The following is a 17,184-nucleotide window of genomic DNA, read 5'->3' as shown; positions in this document are numbered from 1 at the left end:
GCGACGAGGAGGTGGGCGATGGTCACGTCCGACAGTGATTCGGCGGTGCTCGACGAGCAGACGCGCAGCGGTGCGAACCAGTACGACCTGGGCTCCTTCAACGAGGCCGTGATCATCGAGACGATCCGGCTGGCCGGCATCATCAGCCGGACCGAGATCTCCCGCCGGACCGGCCTGACCCAGCAGTCGGTCTCCCGGATCCTACGGATCCTGCTGCAGCAGGGCCTGCTCGTCGAGGAGAAGCAGGAACGCGCCGAACGCCTGGGCAAACCCCGTACGCCGGTGCGGTTGCGCTCGAACGCGGCCCATGCCGTCGGCATCCACATCGACCCCGAGTTGCTGACCGTGGCCGTGGTCGACCTGGACGGCACGATCGTGCGCCGCGAGACCGTCGACCTGGCGGCCGATCTGGACGCCGGCCGACTGGTCGATCTGGCCGCCGCCACGGTCACCGCGGCGCTCAGCATCAGCCAGGTCGACCCGGCCTCGATGCTCGGTGTCGGCGTCGCTGTGCCCGGCCCGATCAATGCCGACGGCACCTTGCTGGACCTGCCGCTGCAACCGGCCTGGCGCGGTCTGGAGATCCGCCAACTGCTGCAGCATCGCCTCAGTCACCCGGTGCTGGTGGAGAAGGACGGCACCGCGGCGGCGATCGGTGAACGCTGGATCGGCCGGTCCGCGCGGGCCCGCGACTTCGCCTACCTCTACCTCGGCACCGGTGTCGGCAGCGGCCTGATCCTGAACGGATCGATCTACCGCGGGCTCACCGCGAACGCCGGCGAGTTCGGCCAGCTGTGTGCGCTGAAAATGGGGGAGTGGGACCCGCAGAACGGTCCGCGGATGATGGCGGAATGCAACCCGACCGCCTCGCTGCCGGTGATTGCCGAAGGATTCGGATATACCGAGACCGATTCGCAGGCGACCGACGAGGCGAAACGCTACAAGGCGGTTTGCCGAGCTGCCGCCGCCGGTGATCCGGCGGCCGCAAAGGCGGTTACCCAAGTGGCATCGGTCATTGCCCAGGGTGCGGTCGGACTGGTCGACCTGCTCGATATCGATCTGATCGTTCTCGGCGGCCCGGCCTTCGAAAAGGAAATCGCCGACGTTTTCGTGAAAGAAATCGACCGGGCAGTGAATTCGCACCCGATCGCGAAAGGCACCCGGACGGTCGCCGTCGAGGAATCGATGCTGCAGGCCGACGCGGCCGCGGTCGGTGCCGCCTCGACGATCTTCCACGACGCCTTCACACCCCGGGTCGGAGGCTCGAGCCAGGCTCGTAGGCTGCCCAAATGAACTTGACCCGCCAACTCACCGACCAGGTCGTGCTCCGCCCGGTGCAGCCGGCCACCGATGCAGAGTCCTACGTCGCGGCACAGGACCGATGCCGTGAGCAACTACGCCCGTACGAGCCGATCCGGCAACCCGACTGGTACACGCCGGCCTTCCACGTTGCCCGCTTCCAGAAGATGCTCGACAACGACACCCAGGTGCCGTGGGTGCTGGCCACCGAGGACCGCGTGATCGGCACGATCAACCTGACCAATATCGTCCTCGGCGCCTGGCGCAACGCCGACCTCGGCTACTGGGTCGACGAAGCCGAGACCGGCAAGGGCCTGGCTTCCGCCGCGGTCGCCGCGGTCTGCGAGCTGGCGGACACCGAGCTGCTGCTGCACCGGATCTCGGCCAGCACCGCTGTGCACAACGCCGCGTCCCAGGCCGTCCTGAGGAAGAACGGCTTCGAGCAGTACGCGACGGTCGAGAACTACCTCTACATCAACGGCAAGTGGGGTAACCACAACCTGTTCCAGCGGATTCTCAACGAGCGGCCGCCGGGCGAAGTCTGAGATTGACGGCGTCCTGGCTCGGTGGTGTCCCGTAGCGGCGGCGGTACTCGCGGCTGAACTGCGACGGGCTCTCGTACCCGACGGCGTAGCCGACGCCGGCGACGTCGTCGGGACGGAGCACCAAGAGCAGCCGCGCTTCATGCAACCGGATCTGCTTCTGGAACTGGATCGGGCTCATCGCCGTGACCGCCTGGAAACTGCGATGGAACGCCGAGACGCTCATCCGCGCCAGCTGCGCGAGTTGCTCGACGCGGATCGTCTCGGCGTAGTGCTCGCGGATCCAGCTGACCGCCTGGCCGACGTGCGTGAGGCTGCTGTCGGCGAGACCGAGCTGACGGACGTTCGCGCCTTGCTCACCGGTGATCAGCAGCCACAGGATCTCCCGCTCGATCATCGGCGCGAGGACCGGGATGTCCCGCGGCCGGTCCAGCAGCCGGAGCATCCGTACGGCGGCGTCGAGGAGCTCGAACGAGGCATCGCTGACTGCGAGCCCCGACGGTGCTGAGCCGCCGCGGCTGCTTTCGTCCGTGCTCAGGAGCAGCTCGGCGATCGCGGACGGTCGCAGCGTGAGCCCGAAACCGAGGGCCGGTTCGGCGGCGCTGGCCTCGACGTACTGGCCGGTGACCGGTAGGTCCACCGACGCTACGAGGTACTGCCCGGCGCGGTAGTCGTAGACCCGGTCGCCCAGCACGAGGCGCTTGGCTCCCTGCGCGATGATCGCCAGCACCGTGCCGGACGTCGAGGCGGTCGGCCGGGTCGGCTCGGTCGCGATCGACGCCAGCACGTTGTCGATCGCCGTACTCCCGTCGTCGCGCGCGTGCCGGGCGATCAACGCGCGCAACTCGTCCAGGGCCATGACTCGATTGAACCAGGTTCAGTCCGGGGGCAGCCGGACCCCTCGGCTGACCTCGACATCGTCGTACCGGCCTTCGAGCACGTCGGTGAACTTGACCGGCCGCTGGAGGGTGGAGGCGATGTAGACGGCGCGGACGGTGGCCAGCGCGTCGATCGCGTCGTGGACGGTGATGCCCGGCTGCTGACCGTTGCCGATGGCATCGAAGATGTCCTCGTACTGCGCGACGTGGCCGCCCGGCGGTTCCGCGTCGACCGTCACCTCCTCGTCGGAGCCGTCGACGTTGAAGCGGCGCAGCAGGTCGTCCTCGAGTTCGGCACCGCCTTCGGTGCCGTGCACCTGGACCCGCGTCCGGCCACCGGGGAAAGCCGCGGTGGTCGCGTGCAAAGTCGCGACTGCGCGGGACTCGAAGCTCAGGGTCGCGACCACCGTGTCCTCGACCTCGATCGCGTGGTGGGCGGCACGGATCGCCTGGGCCTGGATGTTCACCGGCCGGCCCATGAACCACAGCAGCAGGTCGACGGTGTGGACGCCCTGGTTCATCAGCGCGCCGCCGCCGTCCTGTGCCCAGGTGCCTCGCCAGCCGGCGGACGCGTAGTACTCGTCGCTTCGCCACCAGGCGACGGAGGCGACGGCCGAGGTGAGCTGACCGAAGCGACCGGCCTTGATGGCCTGGGCGACGAGAGCGCTCCCTGGGTCGAAGCGGTGCTGGCTGATCACGGAGGAGACGACGCCATGGCTCGCGGCCCGGGTGGCCGCCGCGCCGAGGCGGCGGGCCCGGGGGAGGTCGACGTCGAGCGGCTTCTCGATGACGACGTGCTTCTTCTCGGCCAGTGCCTGTTCGGCGAGCGCGGCGTGGGTCCCACTCGGCGTACAGATGGCGACGAGCGAGATGTCCGATCCCGACAGAGCGCCCGTCAGGTCGCCGTACACCTTCGGCTCCGGCTGCCCGGCCTCTTTCAGCTGGGCGGCCAGCGCCTCCCGGGCGGCCGGGTCGCCGTCGACCAGTGCGGTCACGACGGCATCCGGCCGGGCGGCGATGGTGTCGGCGTGGGTGCGGCCGATGATGCCGCAGCCCACGATGGCGACCTGGTGGTTGTTCGTCTCGGACATCTCGCCCTTTCGGTCAGCCGGCAGTGAAGTTTGCGGTCAGCACCTGGTCCGTTGCGACGGTGAACGTGTACGCCGGGGTGGTGGCCACGATCTCGCCGTTCACGGTCCAGTTCTGGAAAACGCTATCCGATCCGGGCGCCGCCGTCACGGTCACCTGCGCGCCGACTTCGTACGTTCCCGGTTCGGACTCGTTCCCGGCAATCTTCGCCGTACCGTTGCCGGTGACCGCAACCGAGACGTGTCGCTGGACCACGTTGATCACCATCACGTTGTGCAGCGTGACCGGTCCGGTGCTGGTGGCGCCGTTGTAGCGGGCAAGGTTGGTGGCCTCGACGTCGCCCTTGACCACCTTCACGGTGAACCCGCCGTCGCCGAGGTTGTCGGTGCCGAGATTGAAGGCGTCCACCTGGCCGTCGTTGACGACCAGGCCGTCGTGGAAGCCGTAGGCGAAGACATTGAACAAGGTCAGCGCCCGGGCACCGTCGACGGTGACGATCTTCGCCGTCTTGCGCATGTACTTGTCGATCACGAGTTCGAAGATGTTCCCCTCGTTCATCCAGTTCGGCTGCTGGTAGCCGACCCGGGTGACCGCGTTCCCGTTCGACAGCACCCCCTCGATCCGCCCGCCGGTACTCCGGCCGACGGCGATCGCGTGGTCGAAGAAGGCGCCCGCGATCTTGCGGACCACGAAGCCGTCGTTGCGGTAGGTGGTGAAGTCGAGACCGTTCCAGGCATTCGGGAAGCCCGCGTTGATCACGTACGTCTGGGTGCCCTTGCCGCGGACGGCGTACGGATAAGGTACTACGCCTTCGGGCTTTCCGGGGTTGTTGTCGGGATAGAAGACTCTCAGTCCGCGAAGGCCGGCCTTGGTGCCGTTCAGCGTCACGAGAGCGGTTGCCGAGTCGGGTGCAGTCGTCGCCCGTCCCTCGAAGGCCTGCAAGACGGTGCCGGCACTGGCGCCACTCTGATCGCGGTTCGGTACTGCGGAAGACCCGCGCAACTCGACGCTTGCGGGAACGGTGAGGTGCGTGCTGATCCGGTAGAAGCCGGCTGGGAGGTAGACGATGCCGCCTCCGTCACGCCCGGCCTTGTCGAGCGCTTTCTGTACTGCGATCGTCGCGTCGGCCGTGGGGAGATAGCCGACTCCATGCGGCGCGTTCGCGACGTACAGGCTTCTGCGTGCCGGTCCGGGAAGCGGCTTCTGGTTGTAGGTCGGAGCTGTGCCCGCCATCTGGTGAATGGTGCCGGAGAGCGCTCCCTGGAGTGCTGTGCCGGTGAGCTTCACGTAGCCGGCCGAGTTGTTCTGGATCGCCTGGACGCTGCCTTCGACCCGGCCGCCGGCGAGCGTGAGCCCCCACCGATCGTCCATCACGTCGACCTTGAGGCCGATATCGGTACGCCGGATGTCGGGCTCCAGGAAGCTTCCGGTGAACTGGGCGCGCTGGCCGACGATCACGTTGATCCCGATCCGGTAGTCGGAGAGCGTGATCTTGTAGAACTGGTCCCACTCGAGATCGCCGAGCGCGAGACCGGTGCCGTTCGCCCTGGTCCACGCGTCGAGCGTGGCGCGTGCCGGCGGCTTGTACGCCGCGGGTGCTGTTGCCCAGTAGGAGTTGCTCAGGGTGAGGTTCTCCCACGTGCCGACGTCCGAGCCGTTGTAGGCGCGGGCGCCTTCGAAGAGAACGGTTCCCTTCACGTTCCGGACCGTTGCGGACTCGTGCACGGTGCCGGAGGTGTTGCCGTGGTCGTTGGGGAAGGTGCTGATCCCGATGCCGCGGTAGGAGTTCAGCATGGTGACGTCGGAGATCGTCGACATCATGTAGTTCTCGTTGCCGATCCAGGCGTGCCCGGGGATCTCGAACGTGTAGTTGTAGGGGACCGGCTGGGTCGCGCTCTGGTGCGGGTAGTAGGTCGTGACGCCGATGACCCCGGCCGAGCCGCCGACCCGGAAGAGCACCGGACCGTCGTTGCCCGAGGCAACGTCGGCGATCACGACGGTGCCGTAGTCGTCATGTCCCTTGGCATGGGCGTCGGGGTTGCGGTGGTCGCCGCGGAGGGTGCAGAACGCGTGCACCTCGAGGGTGTCCTTGACCAGGTATTTGCCGGCCGGGAGCCAGACGGTGCCGCCGCCCGCGTCCTCGCAGGCGTAGAGCGCGTTCTGGATCGCCTTGGTGGAATCCTTCCGGCCGCTGCGGTCGGCGCCGAACCGGGTGGCGTCGAAGTCGGCGATCACGCCGTCCTCGGTCGGGTTCACCGTTTGGACCAGGGTCGGCGTCGGGTTGACCACCGGCGCTGCCCGGAGCTGGAGCTCCTTGACTGTGAAGTTGTCCGCGCCGGTCATGACCACGCGGACGTAGCGAGCCTTGGTGGTGGCGAAGCGGGTCCGGCTGAACTGGTTCGCACCTGGGGAGCCGGTGCGACCGACAGTCGTGAACATGGTGCCGTTGGTCGAGACCTGCACGGTGTAGTCGGGGGAGGAGGACTGACCCCATTCGACGCGGACATCGTTCACCGATCGCGGCTCTTTCAGGTCCACCTGCAGCCAGGAATCACCGGCGCCGCTCGTCCACGCGGTGCCGTGGTCGCCGTCGTTCGCGTTGGCGACTCCGGTGCCGCCACTTGCGCTCGCCGTACCGGCTGTTGCGAAGTTCGTGTCGACGGCGGAGGCGTTGAACGCATCCAGCTTGGCCTGCAGGGTCTGCAGAGCGGCCTTGACCTGTATGTCGGTGACGCCCGGCGTGGCTGCGACCGCGCGCGCCTCGTCGATTGCCTGCAGGAAGGTCGCGCGGCTGCCGACCGGGAACTGGCCGTCGCGGGTGCCTTCGCGCGCTGCCTTCTGGACCAGGGCGGCCTGGTTGATCAGGTCGACCAGGCCTTCGGTCACGTCGAGAACGGTCGCGACCTTGGCGACCCGGACCGCGGCGACCTTGAGCTCGGCGCGGCCGTCGCCGGTGTGGATCCGGAAGTCGGAACCGTTCGAGCGGTTCGTCATCACCGCGTCCGGGAGCGCGAAGGTGTAGGTCTTCCAGGTCTTGGTGTCGCCGTAGGTGATGACGTCGGAGTTCTTGAACTTCTCCGGGATCGTCTCGCCGGGGGAGTCGTAGTGCAACCCGAACTGGCCGTTGCCCTCGTCGAAGTAGTCGATGCTGATCAGCACCAGGCTGCGGTTGGCGTACAGGTAGCTGTCAGCGACGTTCATGTACATGAACCCCGTCGCCTTGGTCGTCTGCCAGTACGAACGGCCGTCCTGTACGCCGGTGACGATGCCCGGCTGATCGCCGTCGCGCGGGGAGATGCCGTTCTGGATCGTCGAGGCGCCGAGCCCGACCGATGCTCCGAAGGTGCTGATCCGCAAGGCGGCGACGGTGATGTCCGTGCTGCCTTGTAGTCGCAGGTCGGCGCCGCCGAGGCGATCGGTGAACCCGATGTCCTTCAGGTCGAAGGTGCCGATCTTCCATTGCCCGGTGCCGGTGAGCTGTACGTCATCCGCGTGCGCCGCGGGGTCGGCGGCCGCGTCGTACTGGAGCTGGAGCGTCCCCGTGCCGCTGTCGAGATACGTGACGCTCACGACGACGTCGTCGGTGCTCAGCTCGTCGACGTACGTGCGGTCGACGTCGAACGAGAAGTAGCTCGTGTTGGCCGCCTGGTTCGTACGCCAGTAGGTGCGGCCCTGCTCGGTCCCGGTCTGGAGGCCGGCCGGGTCCTGGCCGGCGGAGGGCTGTACGCCGAGGGTGGTCGGTGCCGCTCCCAGGTCGGCACCGACGCCGCTCGGGTACATCGTGGCCGCGTGGGCCGGTGGGGCTCCGGCGAGCGCACCGGTCAGCAGAAGTGCGGGAATCAGCCCGGCGAGCAGGCGGCGTGCGGTCATCAGGGAACCTCCAGATGGCGGACCGGAAGCGCAGTCGCGGTTAAGTTAAACCATGCGTGTTACTTATTCAAGAGTCCGCGGTAGAGCCACTGCGGGCACGATCGAGAGGACTGTGAAGCCGATCGCCCACCAAAGGTGTCGGCATAACCGGCGCTCGTCGGGTGACCGGCGAGCTCACGCTGGAGCACGACGGCCAGTACTGCGGCACCGAACGAACCCGGGACGCGACCAGGGCACCGAGATTCCAGGCGAGTCCGCAGAGCGCCGAGGACGAGGATCCCGGACAGCCACCCGCCACCCACAACACCATCCGGGGGTACGGACAACATTTCGGCACCTCGGACATCAACCCGGCACCTCGGACAGCCAGTGCCTTGTCCTGACGGCCGGCTTGGTGTCCGGACCCCGAGGTGGCTGCGCCTGCGGGGGGTGCGGACTGTTTGGTGTGGGCGGCGGGGGGAGTGGTTAGGCGACGCCGACCAGGGTGCGGGTGGGCTCTAGGGTCTCCAGCAGGGTGAAGAAGTGGGTGGCGGCGTCGGCCAGACGCAGTGAGCCGGCTTCGTGGTGGGTCCAGCCGAAGAGGAGTTCGCCGTCGAGGACGCGTTCGGCCAGCGGAACGGCGTACGAGCTGAGCGTGATGCGGTTCGGGCCGGTCTGCGGGTGGTGATCACCGCAGCCGCACTCGGCCGCGATGACGATCGAGGTGAGTGCCTCTGGGGCGTAGTGCCGCAACCGGAGTGCGGTGCCGCGCGCGGTGAACCGGACGATTGTTGCGTCCGGCAACTGAACGAGGACGTCGACCGGGACCGCGGCCGAGCCCGGCAGCAGGCGGAGTCCGTGGGACGCGAGCAGGTCGGCGAAAGCCTGGAGATTCATGGGAAGTAAGTCCTGTGGGTGCTGGTGTCGGCGGGCGGGCCTGGAGAAAGGGCAGGGCCTCGCGCGCCTCAGACGGCGCGCGTCAGCGACAACAACAGCAACAACACAGCGAGATACGCATGCCGAAGATGATGGCAGAGACCCCACCCGCTGCCAAACCCCGCCCGCACTCTGAGACAACCGTCCGTAGCCGCCGGGTCGCGCACCGATGCCAAGCAGCCTACCGAGGCAAGCCGAGCAGGCACACATCACGGCCGATCGGACCAGCCGACCGCGCAGGCACCCCACAAGGCGGCCCGGACTGCCTACGGTCTCAGCACCGAGATGCCGACCGAGGGGACACCAACCAATGACCGAGCAGAGCTACGACGTCGTCGTGGTCGGCGCAGGATTCGCCGGGCTCTACGCACTGCACAAGTTCCGCGACCAACTCGGCCTGTCGGTCGCGGTGGTCGAACTCGCCGGTGACGTCGGCGGGACCTGGTACTGGAACCGTTACCCGGGCGCCCGGTGCGACATCGAGAGTTTCAACTATTCCTACTCGTTCTCCGAGGAACTGCAGCAGGAGTGGGTGTGGTCGGAGCGGTTCGCCGGCCAGCCCGAGATCCTGCGGTACCTCAACCACGTCGCCGCCCGCTTCGACCTGCGCCGCGACATCCGCTTCGGCACGCGCGTGGAGTCCGCCACCTTCGAGAACGACGGCTGGACGATCGGTACGTCGGACGGCGCGACGCTGCGCGCCCAGTTCCTGGTCTCCGGTGTGGGGAACCAGTCGCTCGCCAAGCAGCCGGACTTCGTAGGCCTGGACGACTTCGCTGGGGACGTGTACTACACCTCGGCCTGGCCCCATGAAGGTGTCGACTTCACCGGCAAGCGGGTCGCCGTGATCGGCACCGGCGCGAGCGGTACCCAGGTGATCCCGGTGGTCGCCGAACAGGCCGCGCACCTGACCGTGTTCCAGCGGACCCCGAACTACGCCATGCCGATCGGCAACGGCCCGCTCGACTACGAACTCCAGTCGCAATTGAAGTCGAACTACGCGGCGCTGCGGGCCCGTTCCCGCTCGAGCTTCAGCGGCATCCCGTACACGCAGGCCCAGCCGTCGGCGGTGGCGGTCAGTCCGGCCGAGCGGCGTGCGACGTTCGAGGCGCGCTGGTCGCAGGGTGGGTTCAAGCTGTTCCTGGACAGCTATCAGGACCTGTTCTTCGACCCGGCCGCGAGTGAGGCGGTGGCCGAGTTCATCCGCGAGAAGATCGGCGAACGGGTCGACGACCCCGAGGTCGCCGCGCTCCTCACGCCGACCGATCATCTGTTCGGCACGAAGCGTCCGCCGCTGGAGACCAACTACTATGAGGCGTTCAACCGGCCCAACGTGACCTTGGTCGATCTCCACAAGAACGCGCTGCAGCGATTCACCTCGACCGGGATCCAGACCGAGCAGGGGTCGTACGAGTTCGATGCTGTGGTGCTGGCGATCGGCTTCGACGCGATCAGCGGGCCTCTGCAGCAACTCGGCATTCGCGGCCGCGAGGGCCGGGCACTGACGGAGCACTGGGTCGAAGGGCCGCGCACCTATCTCGGCCTGGGGGTGCACGGATTCCCGAATCTCTTCCTGATCACCGGTCCGCAGAGCCCGGCGGTGCTCTACAACGGCCCGCTCGCGATCGAGGACCACGTGGACTGGATCGCGGATTCGATCGAGCACCTGCGCGCGAACGGCCTGCGCACGATCGAGGCCACCGCCGAGGCCGAGTCGGACTGGATCGAGCAGACACTCGCGATCGCGGACCAGACACTGCTGCCGCGCACGGACTCCTGGTACATGGGGGCCAACATCCCCGGCAAACCACGCGTCTGCATGGTCTACCTGGGCGGCGCACCGCAGTACCGCGAGGTCTGTGCGCAGGTCGCCGACGACAACTACCGGGGCTTCCAGCTGAGCTGATCGGTCAACGACAAGGACCAGCTGAGTGGTCGGCTCAGCTGGTCCTTTTCGGGGTTTGTGGTCAGTCGGCTTTCTTGCCGAACATGATCTCGTCCCAGCTCGGCACGCTGGCTCGCTTCGAGGCGCGCTTGGCCGGCTTCTTCTTCGGTTCCTCGGCCGGTTGTTCTTCCGCTGCGACCTGCTCAGGCTCGTTGGCAGCCGGCTGCTCGACGGCTGGCTGCTGGGCGGGGGCCTGCGGGTTCGGTCGCTGCTGTGCAGGTGGTTTCGGAACGGGTCGCTGGGTGGGCGGCTGCGGCACCGGGCGCTGCTGCGGCGCTGCCTGCTGCTCGGCCGGCTGGTGCGTTGGCCGCTGCTCCGGCGTGCGCTGCTGAGGTGCCGGCGTTGGCGCCGGGCGCTCGGGGACGATGCGGCGTTCGGTGAAGCGGTTCTCGGGTGCGGCCGCACGCTCTTCCAGCGGCGCAGGCGGTGACGTCTCGACAGGAGGCTGGGCCGGCCGTTCGACAGCCCGTACCGCGGACCGCACGGCCGGCGGCTCCTCGATCGGTACGTTGATCAGCGTCGGCTCTTCGTCCGGGCTCGGCACCGAGTGCACACGCCGCGGCCCCCGCTCACCCTCGCCCGGCATCTCACCGCGCGCCACATCCCCACCGCGGAATCCGTCGGCCCGCGCGCTGTCCCTCCGTGCGCCGTCGCGGCTCGTGTCGCGGCCGGGTCCGCGGCCGAACTCGCGGCCGGGCTCGTGTCCGTACTCCGGCGCCTGGTCGCGCCCGAAGCCCCGGCCGGTGTCGCGGTTGGCGTCCCGGTCCGACTGATGTGCGCGACCGCGCGGCAGGCTGATCGTGTCCTCGAACCCGGCCTCGTAGCTGTCGGCGCCATGGTCGGGAGCAATGCTCAGGTCGAAGTCGGCGACCGCGGTCAGTCTGCGCTCCGAGGTCGGCTGCGGCGCGATCACCTGCGCCTGCTCGCCGACCAGCCAGCGTGCCTCGTCGTCATCCGGTACGGCATACCGTCCCGGGGCGTCGTAGGCGAACATCGCGACCTTCTCGTCGCCGGACTCACCCTCGCTCGCATCCGCGAAGTAGGAAACGCGCACGGCCCAGCGGCCGTCGTCGCGCCGCCAGGCATCCCATTCCGCGGTGGCCGGGTCGACGCCACGGATCCGCAGCCGCTCGGTGACCCAGGCGCCGAGGTTGCGGGTGGGGGCGTCGCCACCACCGCGACGGCGGACCGACGCCCGCTGGGCGAGGCTCGCGACATGATCCCGTTCCGCCAGCACCGGGCCGGCGAAGGCCATCACCCGTTCCATCGGCATCTGGGCGACGGCAGCGACCGCCTCGGGACTTTCTCCGGCTCGGATCCGAGCCTGGATGTCTCGTGGGCGGAGCGCGCTCTCCATTTGAATCTCCAGCTGGCCGAGTCGGGCACGGTCACCGCGCAAGGCCGCACGCAACCGGTCGTCGACCGGAACGGCGAACTCCTCACCCGTCTCGGCCACAGCCAGGATGAGCGTCTTGCCATCCTGACTCAGCCCAACGAGCCTCGCCTCGCGCATTGCCTCTGTTCTCCTGTGCGGTTCTTGACAGTCTCTCCCGACACGTACGCCTGCACCAAGACCGGCGCGCCGTGCCCGCCGGTCATTGTGGAGGTTATGTCACAAAGGTCCATCCTGCCTGCTCAGCAGGGTCCTCGTCGTCACACCAGTCACACTAGTCACAACATCCAGTGACCTCGACGGCAGGTCCGCCCGGATGACCGCTCCGCAAGCAGCCATCCGGACGGAAACCGATCAGTTGTGCGGGTAGGCCGCCCGGACCGCCAGGGCTCGCTTCAGGTCGTCGGCCTCGTCGCCGATCGCCCGCCGGATGCCGGCCGCGACCGACTCGTCCGCGACCAGGTCCGCCGCCAGCCTGACCACCCGCTCGTCGATCGAGAACCGCGGGAAGGCCAGCTGCGCACCTCGCGCCACCGCCCAGCCCGAGCGAAGCTTCTCGGTCGCCGCGATCTCGGCGAAGTACCGCTCGACGTACGGCGCGGTGAGATCCTCCTGACTCGGGTGCCAGAAGCCGGTCGCCGCGGCGTACAGGTCGTAGTTGGCCGCGTCCGCATCGGTCGTGATCAGGTTCCACGCGCGCTCCTTGGCCTCGGCCGTCGGCAGCGAGGCGCGGCACTCGGTGGCGTGCACCTGACCCTCGGAGGAATGGTCGCGCTCGAGCTCGGCGTCGATCTCCGCGTCACCGATGGCGCCGAGCCGGGCCAGCCGCTGGGTGATGTCCCACCGCAGCTCGGCATCGACAGCCAGCCCCTCCGGTACGCCGGTGCCGGCGAGCCAGCCCTTCAGCTGCTCCACCTCCGACGAGACCCGGACCAGACCGCGAACGACCGCCAGTTGCAGGCTGCTCCCGGCCGGGGTCGATCCGACCCGCGCCGCGAGCACGTCGGCCAGCTGCTGACGATGCGGCTCGTAGGGCAGATAGCCGCCGAGCAGCCGGGCCAGGCTCCAGGAGACCATCGTCGCGACCGCGATATCGCTGTCCTCGTGCGGCAGTGCCGCGAGCACCACGTCGAACCCGAGCTGCGGGTCGAGCTCGGCATCCGCGACCGCGTCCCGCAGGCTGTTCAGGACGACCGCGCGGGTCACCCCGTCCTCGATCTTCGGCAGCACCTCGGTCAGCCGGCCGAGGCTGTCGGCGTCCAGCCGGATCTTCGCCCAGGTGTCGTCGGCCGCGTCCGGCACGATCACGGCCAGCGACGGGTCCAGCTCGACCTCGACCTCGTCGGAGTCGAGCAGCACCGGCACCGAGACGCCCCGGCCGGACTCGTCGAATCCGCCGACGGTCAACTGGTGCGGGCGGCTCGCGGGATACGCGGCCGGCGCGACCCGGCGTAGCTTCACCCCGGTCGCGGTCCGCTCGGCGCTGATCGTGTCGACGCCCGGCGTACGGAGCCAGTTCTGGGCCCAGTCCTCGAGGCCGGCCGCGCCGGCCTCGGTCCACTTGCCGACCAGGTCGGCGAAGGTGGCGTTGCCGAACTCGTGCGAGGTGATGTGCGCGCGGACACCGGCCAGGAAGACGTCGTCGCCGAGGTAGGCGGCGAGCTGCTTGAGCGTGGCGGCGCCCTTCGCGTAGGAGATCCCGTCGAAGTCGTCGAGCGAGCTGAGGGCGTCCTTGACCGCGTCGGCCGCGATCGGGTGCGTCGACGACCTCTGGTCGGCCTGCAGACCCCACCACTTGCGGACGAAGGCGAAGTCGATCCAGTTGTCGGTGTACTGCGTCACGGCGCTGGAGACCCGGTGCGCCATGTACTCCGCGAACGACTCGTTCAGCCACAGGTCGTTCCACCACTGCATCGTCACCGTGTCGCCGAACCACTGGTGCGCCATCTCGTGCACGATGGTCCGGGCCCGGCCGCTGCGCTCCTGGTCGGTCACGGCCGACCGGAACACCATCGCGTCGCGGAACGTGACGCAGCCCGGGTTCTCCATCGCGCCGGCGTTGAACTCCGGGACGAACGCCTGGTGGTACTCACCGAACGGGTACCGGTAGCCGAACAGGCGGTGGAACTCGTCGAAGGCCTGCTTGGTGACGGTGAAGATGTCCTCGGCGTCGCGGTCCAGGGCTTCGGCGAGCGACTGGCGCGACACCACCCCGAGCGGGATCCCGTCGTGGGAGTCCAGGATCTGGTGGTACGGACCGGCGACCAGCGTGACGAAGTACGTCGAGAGCGGCTTGGTCTCGGCCAGCTCCCAGCGGCCCGGTGAGACCTGGGTGGCGGCTCCGTTGCCGAGCACGATCCACTCCGGCGGCGCGGTCACGGTCACCTTGTACGGCGCCTTGAGGTCGGGCTGGTCGAAGCAGGCGAAGATCCGGGGTGCCGCATCCAGGAACGACATCGCGTAAAGATAGGTGAGGCCGTCCGCGGCGTCGACGCTGCGGTGCAGGCCCTCGCCGTCGTTGGAGTAGAGCATCGACGCGACCACGACGAGCTCGTTCTCCGCGGTCAGGCCGGTCAGCGCGAGCCGCCCGTCACTCAGTCCGGCGACGTCGACCGCTTCGCCGTTCAAGGTCACCGACGTCAGCTCGGCGGGTTTGACGTCCAGGAAACTGGACTGACTGGACGCCGAGAACACGATCCTGGTCGTGGAACCGAAGGTCTGGTCCCCGCGGGTCAGGTCGAGATCGACGTCGTACGAGTGGACGGTGAGTGCGGCGGCCCGGGTACGGGCGCCGTCGACGGTAAGGCTCGGCATGCCCTGAACTCTATGCGGTCGCCGAAGCTCCCGACACGACCCCGACCTGACTCCAGCAGGACCTTTCCAGGACCTCGCAATGCACTGGTTAAGGTTTGATCATGACCGACATGGAGTACCGGCAGCTCGGTGACTCCGGTCTGACCGTCAGCGTGGTCGGACTGGGTTGCAACAACCTCGGCCGCAGGCTGGGCGCGGACCGGGCGGACGCGGTGGTGAACGCGGCCGTGGACGCGGGCATCACCCTGTTCGACACCGCCGACATCTACGGTCTGGGCAGCGAGCACGGCACCAGCGAGGAGCTGCTCGGCCAGGCGCTCGGCAAGCGCCGCGCGGACGTGGTGATCGCGACCAAGTTCGGTGGCGACATGCACGGCGAGAACGGGCCCGACTGGGGTGTGCGCGGATCCCGCCGGTACATCCGCAAGGCGGTCGAGTCGAGCCTGCGCCGGCTCGGCACCGACTGGATCGATCTCTACCAGCTGCACTTCCCCGACCCGGTCACCCCGATCGAGGAGACCCTCGCCGCACTCTCCGAACTCGTTGCCGAGGGCAAGGTTCGCTACATCGGCAGCTCGCAGTTCGCCGGCTGGCAGGTGGTCGACGCGGACTGGGCGGCACGCACGTCCGGATCGGAGCACTTCATCAGCGCGCAGAACCGCTATTCGCTGCTCGAGCGCGACGTCGAGGACGAACTGATCCCGGCCTGCGAGCACCTCGGCATCGGCGTCCTGCCGTTCTTCCCGCTCGCCTCGGGGTTGCTGACCGGCAAGTACAAGCGCGGCGAGCCCGCACCGGAAGGAAGCCGGCTGGCGAGCCAGCCCGAGCGGCTGAGTTCGGCCGACTTCGACCGGATCGAGGCACTCGAGACGTTCGCGGCCGAGCGCGACCTGAGCCTGATCGACGTCGCCATCGGTGGACTCGCGGCGCAGCCGGCGGTCGCGTCGGTGATCGCGGGTGCCACCACTCCGGAGCAGATCGAGCAGAACGTCGCTGCCGGCCTGTGGAGTCCGACCCCGCAGGATCTGGCCGCGCTGGACGAACTCACGTGACCGTGATCCTGCTACCGCCGTCCGAAGGCAAGACGGGCCGCTCCCGTGGCAAGGCGGTCGATTTGCCGTCGCTGTCGTTCCCGGAGCTCAACGACGTGCGCGAGACCGTGCTGGACTCGCTGGCCAAAGTGAGTTCCACGAGCGACGCGTACGGCGTACTGGGTGTCGGTCCGTCATTGCGGGACGAGGTAGAGCGCAACATCAATTGGCGGACCGAGCCCGCGGTACCGGTCTCTGAGCTGTACTCCGGTGTGCTGTACGACGCTCTCGGGTACGCCACGTTGTCGCCTGGTACCAAGCGTCGCGCCGGTGCCCGTCTCCTGGTGGTGTCTGCGGCGTGGGGTGCTTTGCGGATGGCGGACCGCGTACCGCCGTACCGGCTTTCGATGGGTACTTCGTTGCCGGGGCTCGGGCCGCTCGCTTCGCACTGGCGCGATCCGCTTGTCGCGTCGCTCGATGCGGCGGCAGGGAACTCGGTGATCGTCGACTGTCGTTCGTCGACGTACGCCGCCGCGTGGCGCCCTAGTGGCGAGCAGGCGGCCAAGTGGGTCGCAGTGTCGGTGGTGCGTGAGCGCGGGGGAGTGCGGTCGGTCGTGTCGCACAACGCGAAACACACGCGCGGACTGGTGGCGCGGCACCTGCTGGAGTCGGGGAAGGATCCGGGCACGCCGAAGGCGCTGCACAAGTTGATCTCCGAGCGCTGGAACGCGGAACTCGAGCGGAGCGGCGCGGGCTGGACGCTGACCGTGGTGGAACACGACTGACCTTCACCAGGGGTTCACCGGTGAGTGGTTTCCCCTGCTCACCAGCCGGGGAAGGGTTAGGCAGCGCAGTCAGGGGGCACCGCCCACGACCCTCACCGTCAAAGCGGAAGGAACAACCACCGGCTACAGCCGCGACAAGTTCCCGCACTGGCACACGGTGTCCGGCACTTGTGACACCCGCGAAGAAGTACTGAAGCGCGACGGGACCGGCGTCACCGTGGACAACTCCTGCCAGCCGACAGCCGGCAAGTGGACCAGCGTCTACGACTCAGTGGTGATCACCGACAGCTCTGACGTCGACATCGACCACATCGTCCCGCTGGCCGAAGCCTGGAAGTCAGGTGCGAGCACGTGGACGACAGCCAAGCGGGAAGAGTTCGCCAACAACCTCACGATCTCCCAGCTGATCGCGGTCTCCGCGTCGAGCAACCGCTCCAAGGGCGACAAGGACCCGGCGTCCTGGCAGCCGCCCGACTCCGCGATCCATTGCCTCTACGCGCGCTACTGGATCTCGGTGAAGTACACCTACAAACTCTCCCTCCAGTCAGCCGAGAAGACTGCCCTGCAAGACATGCTCGACGCCTGCTGACCGGCCGGCGGACCGTATCGATGGGACCATAGGG

13 protein-coding genes are annotated in these 17,184 nt (G+C 68.3%); 7 read left to right on the top strand and 6 right to left on the bottom strand.

The genetic code is table 11. The features are described 5' to 3' along the window. Positions 1-18: 18 nt before the first annotated feature. Together ABZ004_RS04780 and ABZ004_RS04775 are read left to right on the top strand one after the other, a co-directional pair. Positions 19-1,293: an ROK family transcriptional regulator gene (locus ABZ004_RS04780; RefSeq protein WP_355678415.1), complete on the top strand. Its 1,275-nt coding sequence runs from the start codon at positions 19-21 to the stop codon at positions 1,291-1,293. Next, positions 1,290-1,844 (top strand): GNAT family protein, encoded by a 555-nt coding sequence (locus tag ABZ004_RS04775; RefSeq protein ID WP_355678414.1) that lies wholly within the window; start codon positions 1,290-1,292, stop codon positions 1,842-1,844. The genes ABZ004_RS04780 and ABZ004_RS04775 overlap by 4 nt, the downstream gene beginning before the upstream one ends. On the opposite strand, the gene ABZ004_RS04770 is transcribed toward ABZ004_RS04775, so the two are convergent. Genes ABZ004_RS04770 through ABZ004_RS04760 form a run of 3 tightly spaced genes read right to left on the bottom strand, consistent with a single transcriptional unit; the run spans position 1,816 to position 7,678 of the window. Then, positions 1,816-2,700, bottom strand: coding sequence for an AraC family transcriptional regulator (locus ABZ004_RS04770; RefSeq protein WP_355678413.1), 885 nt, complete (start codon positions 2,698-2,700; stop codon positions 1,816-1,818). The genes ABZ004_RS04775 and ABZ004_RS04770 overlap by 29 nt on opposite strands. Positions 2,701-2,718: 18 nt before the next feature. Further along, complete coding sequence (locus ABZ004_RS04765) at positions 2,719-3,810, bottom strand: Gfo/Idh/MocA family oxidoreductase (RefSeq protein ID WP_355678412.1); 1,092 nt, start codon at positions 3,808-3,810, stop codon at positions 2,719-2,721. A gap of 13 nt (positions 3,811-3,823) precedes the next feature. Then, positions 3,824-7,678, bottom strand: coding sequence for a glycosyl hydrolase family 28-related protein (locus tag ABZ004_RS04760; RefSeq protein ID WP_355678411.1), 3,855 nt, complete (start codon positions 7,676-7,678; stop codon positions 3,824-3,826). Positions 7,679-7,839: 161 nt separating this feature from the next. On the opposite strand from ABZ004_RS04760, the gene ABZ004_RS04755 reads away from it, so the two are divergent. Beyond that, positions 7,840-8,061, top strand: a complete 222-nt coding sequence (locus tag ABZ004_RS04755; RefSeq protein ID WP_355678410.1) for a hypothetical protein — start codon at positions 7,840-7,842, stop codon at positions 8,059-8,061. 82 nt (positions 8,062-8,143) lie between these two features. Here ABZ004_RS04755 and ABZ004_RS04750 read toward each other — a convergent pair whose 3' ends face one another. Beyond that, positions 8,144-8,554: a hypothetical protein gene (locus tag ABZ004_RS04750; protein ID WP_355678409.1), complete on the bottom strand. Its 411-nt coding sequence runs from the start codon at positions 8,552-8,554 to the stop codon at positions 8,144-8,146. 349 nt (positions 8,555-8,903) lie between these two features. Here ABZ004_RS04750 and ABZ004_RS04745 point away from each other — a divergent pair, with 349 nt between their 5' ends. Next, positions 8,904-10,499 (top strand): NAD(P)/FAD-dependent oxidoreductase, encoded by a 1,596-nt coding sequence (locus ABZ004_RS04745; protein ID WP_355678408.1) that lies wholly within the window; start codon positions 8,904-8,906, stop codon positions 10,497-10,499. Between the two features lie 61 nt (positions 10,500-10,560). Here the strand turns inward: ABZ004_RS04745 and sepH are convergent, their stop codons facing one another. Then, a complete protein-coding gene (sepH, locus tag ABZ004_RS04740) occupies positions 10,561-12,051 on the bottom strand; it encodes a septation protein SepH (RefSeq protein WP_355678407.1) in 1,491 nt (496 codons plus the stop codon). Positions 12,052-12,285: 234 nt separating this feature from the next. Next, positions 12,286-14,745 carry an aminopeptidase N gene (gene pepN, locus ABZ004_RS04735; RefSeq protein WP_355678406.1) on the bottom strand — a complete coding sequence of 820 codons (2,460 nt, stop codon included), beginning with the start codon at positions 14,743-14,745 and terminating at the stop codon, positions 12,286-12,288. 101 nt (positions 14,746-14,846) lie between these two features. On the opposite strand from pepN, the gene ABZ004_RS04730 reads away from it, so the two are divergent. The 3 genes from ABZ004_RS04730 to ABZ004_RS04720 all read left to right on the top strand — a co-directional run bounded on the left by ABZ004_RS04730 (position 14,847) and on the right by ABZ004_RS04720 (position 17,150). Beyond that, positions 14,847-15,797 carry an aldo/keto reductase gene (locus tag ABZ004_RS04730; RefSeq protein WP_355678405.1) on the top strand — a complete coding sequence of 317 codons (951 nt, stop codon included), beginning with the start codon at positions 14,847-14,849 and terminating at the stop codon, positions 15,795-15,797. Continuing rightward, complete coding sequence (locus tag ABZ004_RS04725; RefSeq protein WP_355678404.1) at positions 15,794-16,561, top strand: peroxide stress protein YaaA; 768 nt, start codon at positions 15,794-15,796, stop codon at positions 16,559-16,561. Before ABZ004_RS04730 ends, ABZ004_RS04725 begins: the two co-directional genes overlap by 4 nt. A 157-nt stretch (positions 16,562-16,718) precedes the next feature. Continuing rightward, a complete protein-coding gene (locus ABZ004_RS04720; protein WP_355678403.1) occupies positions 16,719-17,150 on the top strand; it encodes an HNH endonuclease family protein in 432 nt (143 codons plus the stop codon). The last annotated feature ends 34 nt before the right edge of the window (positions 17,151-17,184 follow it).

It is taken from the genome of Kribbella sp. NPDC006257, assembly GCF_040613535.1.
GTDB lineage: Bacteria > Actinomycetota > Actinomycetes > Propionibacteriales > Kribbellaceae > Kribbella.
The sequence above is the reverse complement of the archived record's forward strand: the minus strand, read 5'-3'. Positions and strand labels throughout refer to the sequence as shown.